This is a genomic window from Variovorax sp. YR266, assembly GCF_900107295.1.
Taxonomy (GTDB): domain Bacteria; phylum Pseudomonadota; class Gammaproteobacteria; order Burkholderiales; family Burkholderiaceae_C; genus Variovorax.
Map to the genome: position 1 here is coordinate 1 of NZ_FNPM01000027.1, position 14,120 is coordinate 14,120.

Sequence of the window (14,120 nt, forward strand, 5' to 3'; positions counted from 1 at the left end):
GAGCAGGGTTCGGACGCCGTGTTCGTGCAGTACGCCTTCCAGGCCGCGAAGGTGAAGCAGCAGTACTGGGAACAGACCGACAAGGGCGGCAAGGGTGCCGAGACGGTGCTGGGCTGGAACATCAAGGAAAACAAGGAAGCCTGATTTCCTTTTTCCCCGATGCGCGGCCGGCCCAGCGGGCCGGCCGCGACGTTTTTCCCGACGGCCTCCACGGCCGTCCTTCGCACACAGGCCTTTCGCGCCGTGTGCCATTCAGTCAGCGAGGAAGCTTCATGGGCGATGGGTTTGCAGTGCTGGGCGAACGCTCCGTGGCCGAGCACACCGAATGGGTACAGAGGCAGATCCGCGCCAATCCCCAGAATGCAAGCTTGCGTCTTGCCCTGTGTCACTTCCTCGCGCTGCGCGGCGAATGGCAGCGGGCTGAAGACCAGCTCAAGCTCGCCACCAAGCTCGACCCCACTTTCACTCCCGCCAGCGTCACCTGTTCGATGGCGCTTTCGGGCGAACGGCACCGCAGCGACTTCTGGTCCGGCGGACGCGCTCCGGCCATCGTCTGCGGCAACGCGGAATGGGTCGAACAGCTGATCGCCGCCGCGGCCCTGCCGGCCGACCGGGCCGAGGAAGCCGCCGCCCTGCGCGAGACCGCGCGGCAGGCCGCGCCCGCCTTGCATGGCGCGCTCACCAGCGTCGACCGCTCCGATTCGCGCGCCGTGCAGGCGCTCGACGGCGAACCGGTGGAGCGCAGCATCTTCGCGTGGCTGTGCGACGGCGACGTGCGCATCGGCGCGGTGCTGGAGTTGCTCACGCCCTCGGGCTATGCATGGCTGCCCCTGCCCGAAGTGCGTCGCATCAAGTTCTCGCGGCCGCAACACCTGGTCGACCTGCTGTGGGCGCCAGCTGAATTCGAGCTGCACGATGGCCGCGCGCTCAACGGCCTGGTGCCGGTGCGCTATCCGGGCTCGCTCGAAGGCCTCGACGACGAAACCACACTGGGCCGCCGCACCGACTGGCTGCCGCTGGCCGGCGAAGATCAATACGCGGGCCTCGGCCAGCGCACGCTGATCAGCGAGGCCGGTGACCATTCGCTGCTCGACCTGCGGCTCATCGAGTTCTCGCGCGAGGACGCGACCTGATGAGCAGCATCATGGACACCGACGGCGACCAGCAGGAAAGCGTCGCGCGCGACCGCCTGCAGCCGGTGCTGCTCGACCGCCTCACCGACAAGACGCCGCAGACCCGCCAGGAGCGCGCGGGCGCCTTCCTCATGAGCGGCAGGCTGTTGCGCGACTCGGTGTTGCGTGACCTGCAGTGGCTGCTCAACACCACCAACTTCGGTGCGGACCACAACATCAACACCATGCCGCGCGCGCGCCGCTCGGTGCTGAACTTCGGCGTGCGCGGCTGGGCCGGCGGCCGCATGTCGGAGGTCGACTTCGCGGACGTCGAAGCGGCCATCCGCTCGGCCATCATCGACTTCGAGCCGCGCATCATGAAAGACAGCATCGACGTGCGCTGCGTGACCGACGCCACCGATCTCGAACACCACAACCTGCTCGCGCTGGAGATCCGCGGCACGCTGTGGTCGGTGCCGTACCCGATCGAATTCATCCTGCGCTCGGAGCTCGACCTCGAAAGCGGGCACATGGTGCTGCGGCCCACCGGAGGCCTCTGAATGGATGCCAGGCTGCTCGACTACTACAACCGCGAGCTCACCTACATGCACGAGCTCGGGGCCGAGTTCGCGCAGCGCTACCCGAAGATCGCGGGCCGCCTCGGCATGCGCGGCATCGAGGTCAGCGACCCGTACGTGGAGCGCCTGCTCGAAGGCTTCAGCTTTCTCACCGCGCGCATCCAGCTCAAGATGGACGCGGAGTTTCCGCGCTTCTCGCAGCGGCTGCTCGAAGTGGTGTACCCCAACTTCCTCGCGCCGCTGCCCGCGATGGCCGTGGTGCAGATCGACGGCAACCTCAACGAAGGCTCGCTGAAGGCTGGCTACGAGCTGCCGCGCCACACCATCCTGCGCGGGCGAATGATCAAGGGCGAGCAGACAGCCTGCGAGTTCCGCACCGGCCATGCCGTCACGCTGTGGCCCATTCGCATCGCCGACGCGGGCATCGGCCCGGTGCCCGCGGAAATCGCGCATGCGATGCCCATGGCTGCGCGGCAGGCGAAGAGCGCCATCACCATCAAGCTCGAAGCGGTGGGCGGTGCGCGTTTTGCCGACATGCCGCTCGACCGGCTCGAGTTCTTTCTTTCGGGTGCGGAGCTGCATGCGCTGCGCGTGCTCGAACTCGCGGCGCACCACAGCATCGGCGTCGTGTGCCGCAGCGGACCGGGCAGCACGGCGCGCATCGTGCCGCTGGGCGACGAGGCCATCAGGCACGAGGGCTTCGACCCCGACCAGGCGCTGCTGCCCTACGACGCGCGCTCCTTCCAGGGCTACCGCCTGCTGCACGAGTATTTCGCGTTTCCCGACCGCTACCTGTTCTTCAGCGTGAACAAGCTGCGCGCGGCGGTGCAGGCCATGGGCGGCACCACGATGGAGATCGTGATCCTGCTCGACCGCGCCGACGGCGACCTCGAACGGCTGGTAGACGCCAAGCATTTCTCGCTGTTCTGCACGCCCATCATCAACCTCGTGCCGCGCCGCAGTGACCGCATTCCGGTGGGGCCGGGCCAGCACGAGCACCACGCGGTGATCGATCGCACGCGCCCGCGCGACTTCGAAATCTTCACCGTCGAGCGCGTCACCGGCCACATGGCCAACGGCTCGGAAGAGCGCGAGTTCCGGCCCTTCCTCGGTTCGTTCGCGGCGGACGACGGCGACTTCGGCGCGTACTTCTCGCTGCGCCGCGAGCCGCGCCTGGTGTCGGACCGCGCACGCGCCCAGGGCACGCGCACCAGCTACACCGGCAGTGAGGTCTATGTGTCGCTGGTCGACCAGCACGACGCGCCGTTTCCGCACAGCCTGCGGCACATCACGCTCGACGCGCTGTGCACCAACCGCGACCTGCCGCTGCTGCTGCCGACCGGGCTCGAGTCAGATTTCACGCTGCGCGTATCGGCGCCTGTGCGATCGATCCGCATCCTGCGCGGGCCTTCGCGGCCGTACCCCGCACTGGCCGAAGGCGCGCTGACGTGGCGTCTCATCAGCCACCTCGGCCTCAACTACCTGAGTCTTACCGACATCGATGCGACGCAGGGCGCGGCCGCGCTGCGCGAGATGCTCGACCTGTACGGCAACCTCGCCGACCCTTCGGTGCGCCGCCAGATCCAGGGCGTGCGTTCGATGGCGCTGGCGCCGGTATTCCGTCGCCTGCCGGAGCCGGGCCCCATCGTGTTCGGGCGCGGCGTGGAGATTGCGCTGAAGATCGACGAGGTCGCGTTCTCGGGCGCGAGCCCGTATCTTTTCGGCGCCGTGCTGGAGCAGTTCTTCAGCCGGCATGTGTCGCTCAATGCGTTCACCGAGTTCGCGCTGTCCAGCCTGCAGCGTGGCGAGATCGCGCGGTGGACTCCGCGCGTGGGACGCCGCCCCGCCGTATGAGCGAAACCGGCTTCACCGACGGGATGCAACAGGCCGCAGCGCTGACTGAGGAGGCCCAGGAGGTGCTGGATGCGGCCGAGGCTCGCCACGACATCGCGCAGCCTGTGCAACCTGCGTACGGTGCCGCGGCGCGGCGCGGCGTACCGCAGGCCGATCCAGTGCTCTGGGCCAAGCTGGTCGAGCAGCCCTTCGAGCACGACCTGTTCATGCTGCTGCGCCGGCTCGACGCGCAGGGCGATCATCCGCTGCTGGGCCGCGCGCCGCGCCCGCTCGACGAACCGCTGCGCCTCGGGCAAGAGCCCTCGATGGCCTTCGCGCCCTCGAATGTGTCGGGCGTCGATGTCGACAGCGACGGCCCGCCGCGTATCTCGATCTACGGCTTCGGCCTGTTCGGCCCCAACGGTCCGCTGCCGCTGCACCTGACGGAGTACGCGCGCGAACGCAAGCGGCATCACGCCGACAACACCATCAGCGCGTTCGCCGACCTGTTCCATCACCGGCTGATCCTGCTGTTCTACCGGGCCTGGGCCGATGCGCAGTCAGTCAACAGCCTCGACCGCCCCGACGGCCATCGCTTCGTCGACTACGTGGCCAGCCTCATGAACATGGGGCAGCCCGGCCTCAAGGAGCGCGACCGCATCGCCGACCATGCGCGCACCTTCATGGCGGGTCATCTCGTGCGCCAGACGCGCAACCCCGAGGGCCTGATCCAGATCCTCAAGCTCTACTTCAACGTGCCCGTGCGCGTCGATGAGTTCGTGAGCGACTGGGTGATGATCGACGAGCGTCAGGTCAGCCGCATCGGCATCACCGGCCGCAACCACCGGCTCGGCGGCGGCGCCACCATCGGCCTTGCGGTGCGCGATGCGCAGAGCAAGTTCCGCCTCGAACTCGGGCCGCTCTCGCAGGAAGAGTTCCGCGAGTTCCTGCCGGGCAGCAAGCGACTGCAGCAAGTGGTCGACTGGGTGCGCCAGTACGTCGGCATCGAGTTCGCGTGGGACCTGCGGCTCGTGCTCAAGAAGCAGGACGCGCACGGCATGCGGCTCAACAGCAACCAGCGCCTCGGCTGGGGCAGCTGGCTCGGCACGCGCCTGTCGGACACCGACGCCGGCGACATGGTGTTCCAGCCCGAAGCATTGTTTTCCCGTTCCGCATCGGCGGCACCCGTTGCCGCGCCCGCATCTTCCTCCATGGCTCTATGACCGACATCCGCCGCGTCTCTCTCTTTTCGAAACTCAATCCGATGCTCTACAAGGCATTGGAGACCGCTACCGCCTTCGCCAAGCTGCGCGGCAATGCCTACGTCGAGCTGGTGCACTGGCTGCACCAGATCCTGCAGCTGCAGGACAGCGACATGCTGCGCATCATCAAGCGCGCGGGGCTCAACCTCGACGCGGTCGAGCAAGACCTCGTGCGCGCGCTCGACCGGCTGCCGCACGGTGCCACGTCGATCAGCGACATCTCCGAGCACGTCGACAACGCCGTCGAGCGCGCGTGGGTCTATGCGAGCCTGCGCTTCGAGGCTACCTCGATCCGCGGTGCGTATTTGCTCGCGGGCATCATCAAGACGCCGGGGCTGCGCCAGGTGCTCTCGGGCATCTCGCGCGAGTTCGACAAGATCGTGCCCGACGTGCTGGTGGCGCAGCTCGCTGCGTGGACCGAAGGCTCGCCTGAAGACGACTTCGATGCCGCACCAAGCGGCGTCGCGGCCGGCGGCGCAGCCGCTGCCGCGCACCACCAAGGCGATAGCCCCGCGGCAGGTGGTTCGGCGCTCGCCAAGTATGCGAGCGACCTCACCGCCAAGGCACGCGCAGGCGAGCTCGACCCGGTCTACGGCCGCGACGACGAGATCCGACAGATCATCGACATCCTGATGCGCCGCCGCCAGAACAACCCGCTGCTGACCGGCGAGGCCGGCGTCGGCAAGACGGCGGTGGTCGAAGGCCTGGCCTCGCGCCTCGCCGCGGGCGACGTGCCGCCTTCGCTGAAAGACGTGTCGCTGTGGGTGCTCGACCCCACGCTGCTGCAGGCTGGTGCGGGCGTAAAGGGCGAATTCGAACAGCGCCTGCGCCAGGTGATCGACGAGGTCGAGAAGAGTCCCAAGCCCATCGTGCTTTTCGTCGACGAGGTGCACACGCTGGTGGGCGCAGGCGGCACGGCCGGCACCGGCGACGCGGCCAACCTGCTCAAGCCGGCGCTGGCGCGTGGGCGGCTGCGGACCATCGGCGCGACCACCTGGTCGGAGTACAAGAAGTACATCGAGAAAGACCCGGCGCTCACGCGGCGCTTCCAGACCATCCAGGTGCACGAGCCCACCGAGCCCAAGGCGGTGATCATGCTGCGCGGCATCTCGGCCGAGCTGGAGAAGCACCACGGCGTGCTCATTCTCGATGCCGCACTCGAAGCGGCCGTGAGCCTGTCGCACCGCTACATTCCCGCGCGGCAATTGCCCGACAAGGCCGTGAGCCTGCTCGACACGGCGTGCGCGCGCGTGGCGCTGAGCCAGCACGCACTGCCCGCCGCCATCGAAGACCTGCAGCGCCGCATCGAGGTGCTGGGCATCGAGTCGGGCATCGCGGGGCGCGAGGCAGCCATTGGCGTGGGCGAGCATCAGCGCGTGGAAGACATCGCGGTCCAGGTGGCTGCGGCGCAGGCCGAGCTCGATCTGCTGGAGACGCGGCGCGTGGAAGAAAGCGCGCTGGTCGAACGCATCGTGGCGCTGCGCAAGCAGCTGTCGCCGGCGGCGGTGCCGGTGCAGGCGGAGACGGCAGAAGCCGGCGAGGCGAATGTCGATGCGGATGTCGACACACCGCCCGCTGAACCCCAGCGCACGCCCGAGGAAATCCGCGCCGAACTCAACGAAGCACAAGACAAGCTCGTGCAACTGCAGGGCGAATCGCCGCTCATCCTCGCCGCCGTCGATGCGCAGGCGATCGCCACCGTGGTTGCCGACTGGACCGGGATCCCCATCGGCCGCATGGTGCGCGACGACGCGCAGTCGGTGCTGAAGCTCGGCGAAATTCTCTCGGCCCGCGTGGTCGCGCAGCCCGACGCGCTGGAGACCATCTCACGCCGCATCCGCACCGCGCGTGCACGGCTCGACAACCCCAACAAACCCGTCGGCGTGTTCCTGCTGTGCGGCCCCTCGGGCGTGGGCAAGACCGAGACCGCGCTGGCATTGTCCGAAGCGCTGTACGGCGGAGAACAGAACCTCGTCACCATCAACATGAGCGAGTTCCAGGAGTCGCACACCGTCTCCACGCTGAAGGGCGCACCGCCCGGCTACGTGGGTTATGGCGAAGGCGGCGTGCTCACCGAGGCCGTGCGCCGCAGGCCTTACAGCGTGGTGCTGCTCGACGAGATCGAGAAGGCGCACACCGACGTGCACGAGATCTTCTTCCAGGTCTTCGACAAGGGCTGGATGGAAGACGGCGAGGGCCGCCACATCGACTTCCGCAACACCGTGATCATCATGACCTCCAACGTCGGCACCGACCTGGTCATGCAACTGTGCGAAGACCCGACCCTGCGCCCCGACCCCGAGCCGCTGGCTGCCGCACTGCGCGAGCCGCTGCTCAAGGTGTTCGCGCCCGCGCTGCTCGGCCGCCTCGTTGTAGTGCCTTATTACCCGTTGCACGCAGAGGCGTTGCATCGCATCATCCGTCTGCAGCTCGATCGCATCGCGACGCGCCTGCAGGCGAACCACGGCATCGCACTGGCCTACGACGACAGCGCCGTCGAACTCGTCGCGCGCCGTTGCACCGCCATCGAATCGGGCGGCCGGATGATCGACGCGATCCTCACGCACACGATCCTTCCGAGGCTGAGCGAGGAAGTCATCGGGGCCACGGTCAGTGCGCGCAAGCTCGCGAGTGTGCAACTGAGTGCGGCGGATGACGACTTCCGCTACGAATTCTTCGAACATTGAGCGCAGAAAGGGAGCACCACATGGCCAGAGTCGTCACTGCACACACGCCGCTTGCACCGGACCAGTTGCTGTTCCGTTCGATGCACGGCAAGGAAGGGCTGTCGGAGCTCTTCGAGTTCGAAGTGGACCTGCTGAGCCCCAACACTTCCGTCGACATGAAGGCGGTGCTCGGCAAGCCGCTCACTCTCGAGATCGTGACGATCGACGGGACGCCGCGCTACCTCAACGGGCAGATCACGCGTTTCACGATGATCGGCCGCGAAGAGAGCTCGTCGCGCTATGTGGTGTATCGGGCTCTGGTGCGGCCCTGGCTCTGGTATCTCACGCGCACCAGCGATTGCAAGATCTTCCAGAACAAGTCGGTGGTCGACATCCTGGACGAAGTGCTCGGCGAGTACGGGTTCGCGTTCGAGAAGAAGCTCAGCGCCACCTACCGCCAGCGCGACTATTCGGTGCAGTACCAGGAGACCGACTTCGCATTCGTGAGCCGCCTGATGGAGCACGAGGGCATCTACTACTACTTCAAGCACGAGAAGAACCAGCACACGCTGGTGCTGGCCGACGACATGGGTGCGCACGACACGCTGCCGGGCTACCCGCGCATCGGCTACCTCGCCACCGATCGCGCGGGCGAGACGGGCCGCGAAGTGATCGACCAGTGGGAGGTGACCGAGGAGATTCGCCCCGGCACCTTCGTGGTCGACGACTTCGACTTCAAGAAGCCCAAGGCCGACCTGCTCAACACGCGCAGCCAGCCGCGGGAGAACGATCACGGCCGCTACGAGATGTACGAGTGGCTCGGCGGCTACAGCGACGCCGGGGATGGCGAGCACTACGCGCGCATACGGCTCGAGGAAGCGCAGGCGCAGGCCGAGGTCGACACCGGTCACTCCAACGTGCGCGGCATGGCGCCCGGCTACCGTTTCAGCATGCAGAACGCGCCGCGCGACGAGGACAACAAGGAATACCTGATCGTCTCGGTGACGTACAACCTGCGCGAGGGCGGCTATGCCACCGGCAGCCCCGACGGTCTCTACAGCTTCGACTTCGACGTGCAGCCCACGTCGTTTCCGTTCCGCGCGCCGCGCGTCACGCGGATGCCGACCACGCACGGCCCGCAGACCGCCACGGTCGTGGGCCCGCCCGGGGAAGACATCTGGATCGACAAGTACGGCCGCGTGAAGGTGCAGTTCCGCTGGGACCGCTACGGCCAGCGCAACGAGGACAGCTCGTGCTGGGTGCGTGTGTCGAGCGCGTGGGCGGGCTCCAACTTCGGCGCGGTGAACCACCCGCGCGTGGGGCAGGAAGTGATCGTCGATTTCATCGCCGGTTGCCCCGACCGGCCGATCATCATCGGCCGTGTCTACAACGCCGACCAGATGCCGCCGCTCGAACTGCCGGCCAAGGCGACGGTCAGCGGCTTCATCAGCCGCACCATCAAGGGCGACGGCGAACTGGCCAACCACTTCGTGATCGACGACGACCCCGGCAGCGAGTCGATCAAGATGCACGCGCAGAAGGACTTCAGCCTCAGCGTAGAGAACAATGAAACGCACACCGTGGACGGCACGCGCGAGACGCTGATCGAAGGCGCGGACACCTACACGACCAACACCTCGCTCAACGAGACGGTCAACGGGCCGCACACGCTGACGGTGAACAAGGGCGGGCCGCAGACGATCACCGTCAACGGCGGCAACCAGTTCATCAAGGTGGATGGCGGCGACCAGCAGGTCGACGTCATCGGCAACCAGACCATCCATGTCACCGGCAAGCGCAAGGACACGGTCGACAGCGGTGAAGAGCGGATCATCGGTACGTCGCTCAAGGAAGACATTGCCGGTCCCCAGACCACCAAGGTGGTCGGCCTGTACACCGAAGAAACCAAGGGGAAGAAGGTGACGGTCCACGGCGACGAGGACTATCTCGTCGAGGGGGCACAAAAGGTGCACGCGAACACGTCGTTGAGTGCGACGACGGATGGCCCCATGAACCTGGAAAGCACCGCGGCAGACATCTCGGTCAAGTCGCCGACCAAGATCATCCTGGATGCCCCTCACGTGGAGGACAAGTCGGCCAAGAAGGTGACCTTCACGGACTGGGGCATTGCCTTCAAGGGCTTCAACATGGGGATCAACGGGATCAACGTGAGCATCAACGGGCTCGCCGTCTTCGCCAACGGAAGGGTGGTCAGCGTTGCCGCGCAGAACCTGGGCTTCAACGCCTACTCGCTCACGGGCGCCATCAACAAGTTCGACATGTATTCCGCCAGCGGTGCGATCGGCCTCTATACCGCCACCCGGACGCTTTTCACGACGGACAACCCGGCGACAAAAATCGACTACTCCCAAATCAGGGTGAACCCCAGGGGCATCACCGTCTATCTCTGAGCCTGGAGCGCGTGTTGGATCTTTTCGTCGTGTGGTTCACCAAGTATTGGTATCTGATCGTCATCATCGCTGTCGTCGTGCTGCTGCCGTCCGTGCTGACTACGCTGGCCAAGCGCTATGTATTCCGCGTGATAGATCAGCAGAGTGTGGTCAACCGCCAGGTGATGGGGACGGATCGCGCCGAAAGAGTGCTTCGCACGGGCCAGCCGGCCGTAGGGGTGGTGCTCGAGAGCTATGACACGGCCATGCGGGTCGAGCGCATCTATATCCTCGTGCGGCTCAAGTTCCAGGTACGGCCTGAGGGCGGACTGACCGCCTACGAGACCGAACTGGTCGCCCCGATCAGCCCGGTGAAGCTCGCCGACTTCGCACCAGGGCGCTCCGTGAAGCTGCGCTTCGACCCGGTCTCGCGCGAGATCGCCATCGATCAGCCGGTGCGCTGAAGCAGGTGCGCTGCCCCCGATGAAGACCATCAAGCCCTTTCGCCTGAGCATCATCACCCGGCCCTTCCGACGGCAGCGGCGAGACTTCCTGGGCGTCTCGGTCTTCGCGATGGCCAGCCTGGCGCCCGAGCCCCTGCTGATGCCCGACCAGGATCTCTGGAAGCTGGCGGCCGACGAGATAGGGCCCGGCAACGTGCTGGACATGGGCGTGCCCAAGATCGAGCCGGAGTGGCTGGTCAGCGGCTATGCGTACACGGCGCATCAGGACGACAAGACACTGTGCGCGGCCCAGGCCGTCTTCCATGGCCAGGCCAAGTCGTTGCTGGTGAGCGGTGATCGCTACTGGCTCGACGGCCGCGCCACGCCCGCGCAGCCTTTCGAGCGCCTGAGGCTGGATTGGGCGCATGCCTATGGCGGCCCGGGCGAGCCCGAAAACCCGGAAGGCATCGGCAGCTTCGATGAAACGATCAACGGCGTACAGACGCGCCGGCTTCCCAATGTCGAGTTGCCCGGCGCGCGTCAGGACGTACCCGGGCGGCGCATCGTGCCTGCGGGTTTCGGCGCCATACCCCCCGACCGGCCGCAGCGGCTCGCGCTGATGGGGCGCGCCTACGACCAGCAGTGGCTGCAGCACGAGTACCCGGGTTTCGCCGAGGACATGGACTGGCGCTACTTCAATGCCGCACCTGCCGACCAGCGCCTACCTGGCCAGAGCGAATTGCCTCCGGGCGCCGCCTACGAACTGTGGAACATGCACCCCCGGCAGCCGGTGATGCGCGGCCAGCTGCCCGATTGGCAGGCGCGCTGCTTCGCCAGCTTTCAGAAAGATGGTGGCGCGCTGTCGGAAATTTCGCTGCGCATGAGCACGGCTTGGTTCTTTCCGCACGCCGAGCGCGTCATCCTGGTCTGGCACGGTGTATCGCCCATCGCAGAGGATGACGCGGCCGACGTCAAGCACATCATGCCCGCGCTCGAGTTGCGCGGGCAGCCGCGGCCGCTCGCCCACTACCAGCAGGTGCTGCAGCAGCGCATCGATCCGGCCAAGGCGGTGCTGGTCCTGCGCGACAGCGACCTGGTCCCCAAGGCGATCATGGGGCCATGGGCAGGCGACCAGATGCCCGATATCGCTTCGCTTCCGCTGGTGCGCAACCTGCGCGCAGGCCGGCAGCGCGAGCACGAACGCCTGAGCGCCCGCCTGCTGGAGCAGGGCCTGGATCCCGAGCAGTATCTGCCGCCCCTGTCCGAACCGGATTTGCATCCGCCTGCCTCCATGGACGATCTGCCAGACTTCGCCGAGAAGGCCGATCGAGCCCTCGAGCAGATGCGCGAGTCGGCCCTTGCCCGCGGCGCCGAGGGGCGCGCTCAGGCCGTCGCGCGCGGGATGCCCGCTGCCGTTCAACCCGACGTCGATATCCCACCGCTGTCGCAGATGGAACCGCGCCAGCTGTCCGACGAGATCAAGGCGAGCATCGACAAGGCCATGACCGAGGTGGAGGCGCGGACCGGCAAGCCTGTGCAGCGCCGATTCGACCCGGACCGCCTGCTGCGTGACCTCGCGCGCCTCGAGGAAGAAGCGGCGCGAGAGCGCCGGACCCCCCTCACATCCGACGAGGCCGCCGAAAACGCGCGGCTGCGCGAGCAGGCCGGGCGCAGCGCGCGCATGGGGCACCTCTACGGCGCACACCTGCTCGAGCCGGCGCCGCCGGCCAGCAGCCTGCGCTCCAGGCGGCTGCGCCGGCGCCTCGAGGCCGCAGCCAGCGGCGAGCGTCGTTTCGCAGGCATGAACTTCGTCGGCGCCGACCTCTCGGGTCTGGATCTGCGCGGTGCCGACTTCACGGAAGCGAACCTCGAAGACGTCGACTTCAGCGACGCGCGGCTCGATGGCTGCAACTTCACGCGCGCGGTGCTTGCGCGGGCGCGGCTTGTCCGGGCTTCGCTCACCGATGCGCGGCTGGACGAGGCCAATCTGGGCGGCGCGCAATGCGAAGGGGCGAACTTCACGGCGGCCAGCTTCGTGCAGACGCGTTGCAGCAAGACCATTTTTCGTTCCTGCGTGCTGGCGAAGGCCGCGTTCAATCAAGCCGATCTGTTCGAAAGCGAATGGGCGCGCTGCGATGCGCGCGGCTCGCACTGGGAGCAGATGGCGATGGTGAAGCTGGCACTGGAAGACATCGCTTTCGACGACGCCGCGTTCAAGCAGGTGAGCTGGGTCGAGTGCAGCTTCAAGGGAACATCCTTCGTACGCGCCTCGCTGAACGCCTGTGCTTTCGTCGCCGTCGATGCGCGGGAGGGGGTCGACTTCACCGAGGCCAGCCTCGTCACCTGTTCCTTCGTCCATGGCTGCAGCCTGGTGCAGGCGGTGTTCTGCGCCGCTTCGCTCAGGCAGTGCGGCCTGCGCGGAGCCATATTGGTCGGCGCCGATCTCGCGAGGGCGCGCCTCGAAGGCTGTGATTTCTCCGAGTGCGACCTGCGGCGCGCGCGGCTCGAGGGACTGCATGCCGGCGAGAGCCTGTTCATTCGCGCGGACTTTCGCGAAGCCTCGTTGCGCGGTGCCAATCTCATCGACGCCAATCTTTCCAAGGCCGACCTGCGCTTTGCCAGCCTGCAGGATGCCAATCTGTTTCGCGCCGACGTGTCGCAGGCCGCCATCGACGGCTCGACCACTTTCATCGGCGCCTACACCCAAGGAGCCAAGACCTTGCCCGCACGAAGGACTGAGCCGGTTCGATGACAGTCGAAGAACTTCTGGACAAGATTCGGCATGGCGAACCGGTGGTCAAGGCGAGTCTCGCGGGTCAGGACCTCAGCGGCGTCGACTTGTCGGGGGCGCAGATGGAGCACGTCGACCTGAGCCTGACGAATCTGCGTGGCGCCAGCCTCGACGACAGTTCGCTGACGCAATGCAACTTCGACCGGGCAGACCTGTCGGCGGCCAGCTTGAGAGGCGTGCGCGTGTTTCGGTGTCGGTTGGAGGCTGCGCAACTCGGCCGCGCGTTCATGCAGGACACCAACTTCTTCGAATCTTCGCTGGCTCATGCGGATTTCGGGAAAGCCCAAATGGAACGCGTGGCCTTTGCCAGATGCGAACTCGGGAATGCCGTGCTGAAGCCGAGCATTTGCGATCAGATCGTCGTCACCGAATCAAGGGTCGATCAGCTCGATTGCCGCGGGGCACAGCTGTTGCACCTGATGTTGTTTCGCATGGATCTGCGCACGGTGGAGTTCGCTCAGGCCCGATGCGATGGTTCGATCTTGATGGAGTGCAATCTCGAAGGTCAGCGCCTGCCGCACACCGCCTTCCTGCGCTGCCAGTTCACCGACAGCGCGATGGCAGGCGTCGATTTCAGCGGCGCCGTGCTGACCCAGAGCAATTTCAAGGGCGCCACGCTGACCCATGCGAACTTCAGTGGAGCGGATGCCGCCCAAGCCATGTTCCCGCAGGCCGATCTGCGTGGAGCGAATTGCAGCGATGCCGTCTTCGATCAGTCGATCTGGTCCGACGCCAAACTCGAAGGTACCGATTTCAGCCGCTCGCGCCTGCCGCTGAGCGTGTTCCATCGCGCGCGGGCGAGGGGTGCCAGCTTTCGCGACGCGGATCTGCACGATGCCGATCTCTCCTATGCCGATCTTCATGGCGCCGATTTGCGCAATGCACGCTTTTTGCGTACTCGCTTTCATCGGGCCGCGCGCGAAGGTGCGCGTTTCTCGGGAAGCGGTGGCATCATCGAAAACGATTCGGAGCTGTTCAAGGCCCAAGAGATCCGTCCGCCGAGCTGATGCCGCCAGGCCTGCCCGTTCCACTGTTTACCCATCGA

The 14,120-nt window shown here is 66.5% G+C and carries 9 protein-coding genes and 1 pseudogene; all 10 read left to right on the top strand.

All coding sequences use genetic code 11. The features are described 5' to 3' along the window. Window positions 1-144, top strand: a pseudogene (locus BLW48_RS35995) (type VI secretion system tube protein Hcp); the annotation flags it as partial. A 128-nt stretch (window positions 145-272) separates the two neighbouring features. Beyond that, window positions 273-1,133, top strand: coding sequence for a type VI secretion system accessory protein TagJ (locus BLW48_RS34110; protein ID WP_093180104.1), 861 nt, complete (start codon window positions 273-275; stop codon window positions 1,131-1,133). An 11-nt stretch (window positions 1,134-1,144) separates the two neighbouring features. Continuing rightward, complete coding sequence (tssE, locus tag BLW48_RS34115; protein WP_042673168.1) at window positions 1,145-1,672, top strand: type VI secretion system baseplate subunit TssE; 528 nt, start codon at window positions 1,145-1,147, stop codon at window positions 1,670-1,672. Then, on the top strand, window positions 1,673-3,544 hold the full coding sequence (gene tssF, locus BLW48_RS34120) for a type VI secretion system baseplate subunit TssF (RefSeq protein ID WP_093180105.1): 1,872 nt from the start codon (window positions 1,673-1,675) through the stop codon (window positions 3,542-3,544). It begins immediately after the preceding gene. Then, window positions 3,541-4,746, top strand: a complete 1,206-nt coding sequence (tssG, locus tag BLW48_RS34125; RefSeq protein WP_093180107.1) for a type VI secretion system baseplate subunit TssG — start codon at window positions 3,541-3,543, stop codon at window positions 4,744-4,746. The genes tssF and tssG overlap by 4 nt, the downstream gene beginning before the upstream one ends. Beyond that, a complete protein-coding gene (gene tssH / locus BLW48_RS34130) occupies window positions 4,743-7,472 on the top strand; it encodes a type VI secretion system ATPase TssH (RefSeq protein WP_093180108.1) in 2,730 nt (909 codons plus the stop codon). Before tssG ends, tssH begins: the two co-directional genes overlap by 4 nt. 20 nt (window positions 7,473-7,492) lie before the next feature. Beyond that, window positions 7,493-9,862: a type VI secretion system Vgr family protein gene (locus tag BLW48_RS34135; RefSeq protein WP_093180110.1), complete on the top strand. Its 2,370-nt coding sequence runs from the start codon at window positions 7,493-7,495 to the stop codon at window positions 9,860-9,862. 14 nt (window positions 9,863-9,876) lie between these two features. After that, on the top strand, window positions 9,877-10,305 hold the full coding sequence (locus BLW48_RS34140; protein WP_093180111.1) for a hypothetical protein: 429 nt from the start codon (window positions 9,877-9,879) through the stop codon (window positions 10,303-10,305). Between the two features lie 19 nt (window positions 10,306-10,324). Beyond that, window positions 10,325-13,036, top strand: a complete 2,712-nt coding sequence (locus BLW48_RS34145) for a DUF2169 family type VI secretion system accessory protein (RefSeq protein ID WP_093180113.1) — start codon at window positions 10,325-10,327, stop codon at window positions 13,034-13,036. Continuing rightward, window positions 13,033-14,082: a pentapeptide repeat-containing protein gene (locus tag BLW48_RS34150; protein ID WP_093180114.1), complete on the top strand. Its 1,050-nt coding sequence runs from the start codon at window positions 13,033-13,035 to the stop codon at window positions 14,080-14,082. The genes BLW48_RS34145 and BLW48_RS34150 overlap by 4 nt, the downstream gene beginning before the upstream one ends. Window positions 14,083-14,120 lie beyond the last annotated feature (38 nt).

What these genes read in the sequence shown, in the direction of transcription:
- BLW48_RS34110 (WP_093180104.1), top strand. Translation starts at nt 273, where the DNA reads ATGGGCGATGGGTTTGCAGTGCTGGGCGAACGCTCCGTGGCCGAGCAC.
- tssE (WP_042673168.1), top strand. Translation starts at nt 1,145, where the DNA reads ATGGACACCGACGGCGACCAGCAGGAAAGCGTCGCGCGCGACCGCCTG.
- tssF (WP_093180105.1), top strand. Translation starts at nt 1,673, where the DNA reads ATGGATGCCAGGCTGCTCGACTACTACAACCGCGAGCTCACCTACATG.
- tssG (WP_093180107.1), top strand. Translation starts at nt 3,541, where the DNA reads ATGAGCGAAACCGGCTTCACCGACGGGATGCAACAGGCCGCAGCGCTG.
- tssH (WP_093180108.1), top strand. Translation starts at nt 4,743, where the DNA reads ATGACCGACATCCGCCGCGTCTCTCTCTTTTCGAAACTCAATCCGATG.
- BLW48_RS34135 (WP_093180110.1), top strand. Translation starts at nt 7,493, where the DNA reads ATGGCCAGAGTCGTCACTGCACACACGCCGCTTGCACCGGACCAGTTG.
- BLW48_RS34145 (WP_093180113.1), top strand. Translation starts at nt 10,325, where the DNA reads ATGAAGACCATCAAGCCCTTTCGCCTGAGCATCATCACCCGGCCCTTC.
- BLW48_RS34150 (WP_093180114.1), top strand. Translation starts at nt 13,033, where the DNA reads ATGACAGTCGAAGAACTTCTGGACAAGATTCGGCATGGCGAACCGGTG.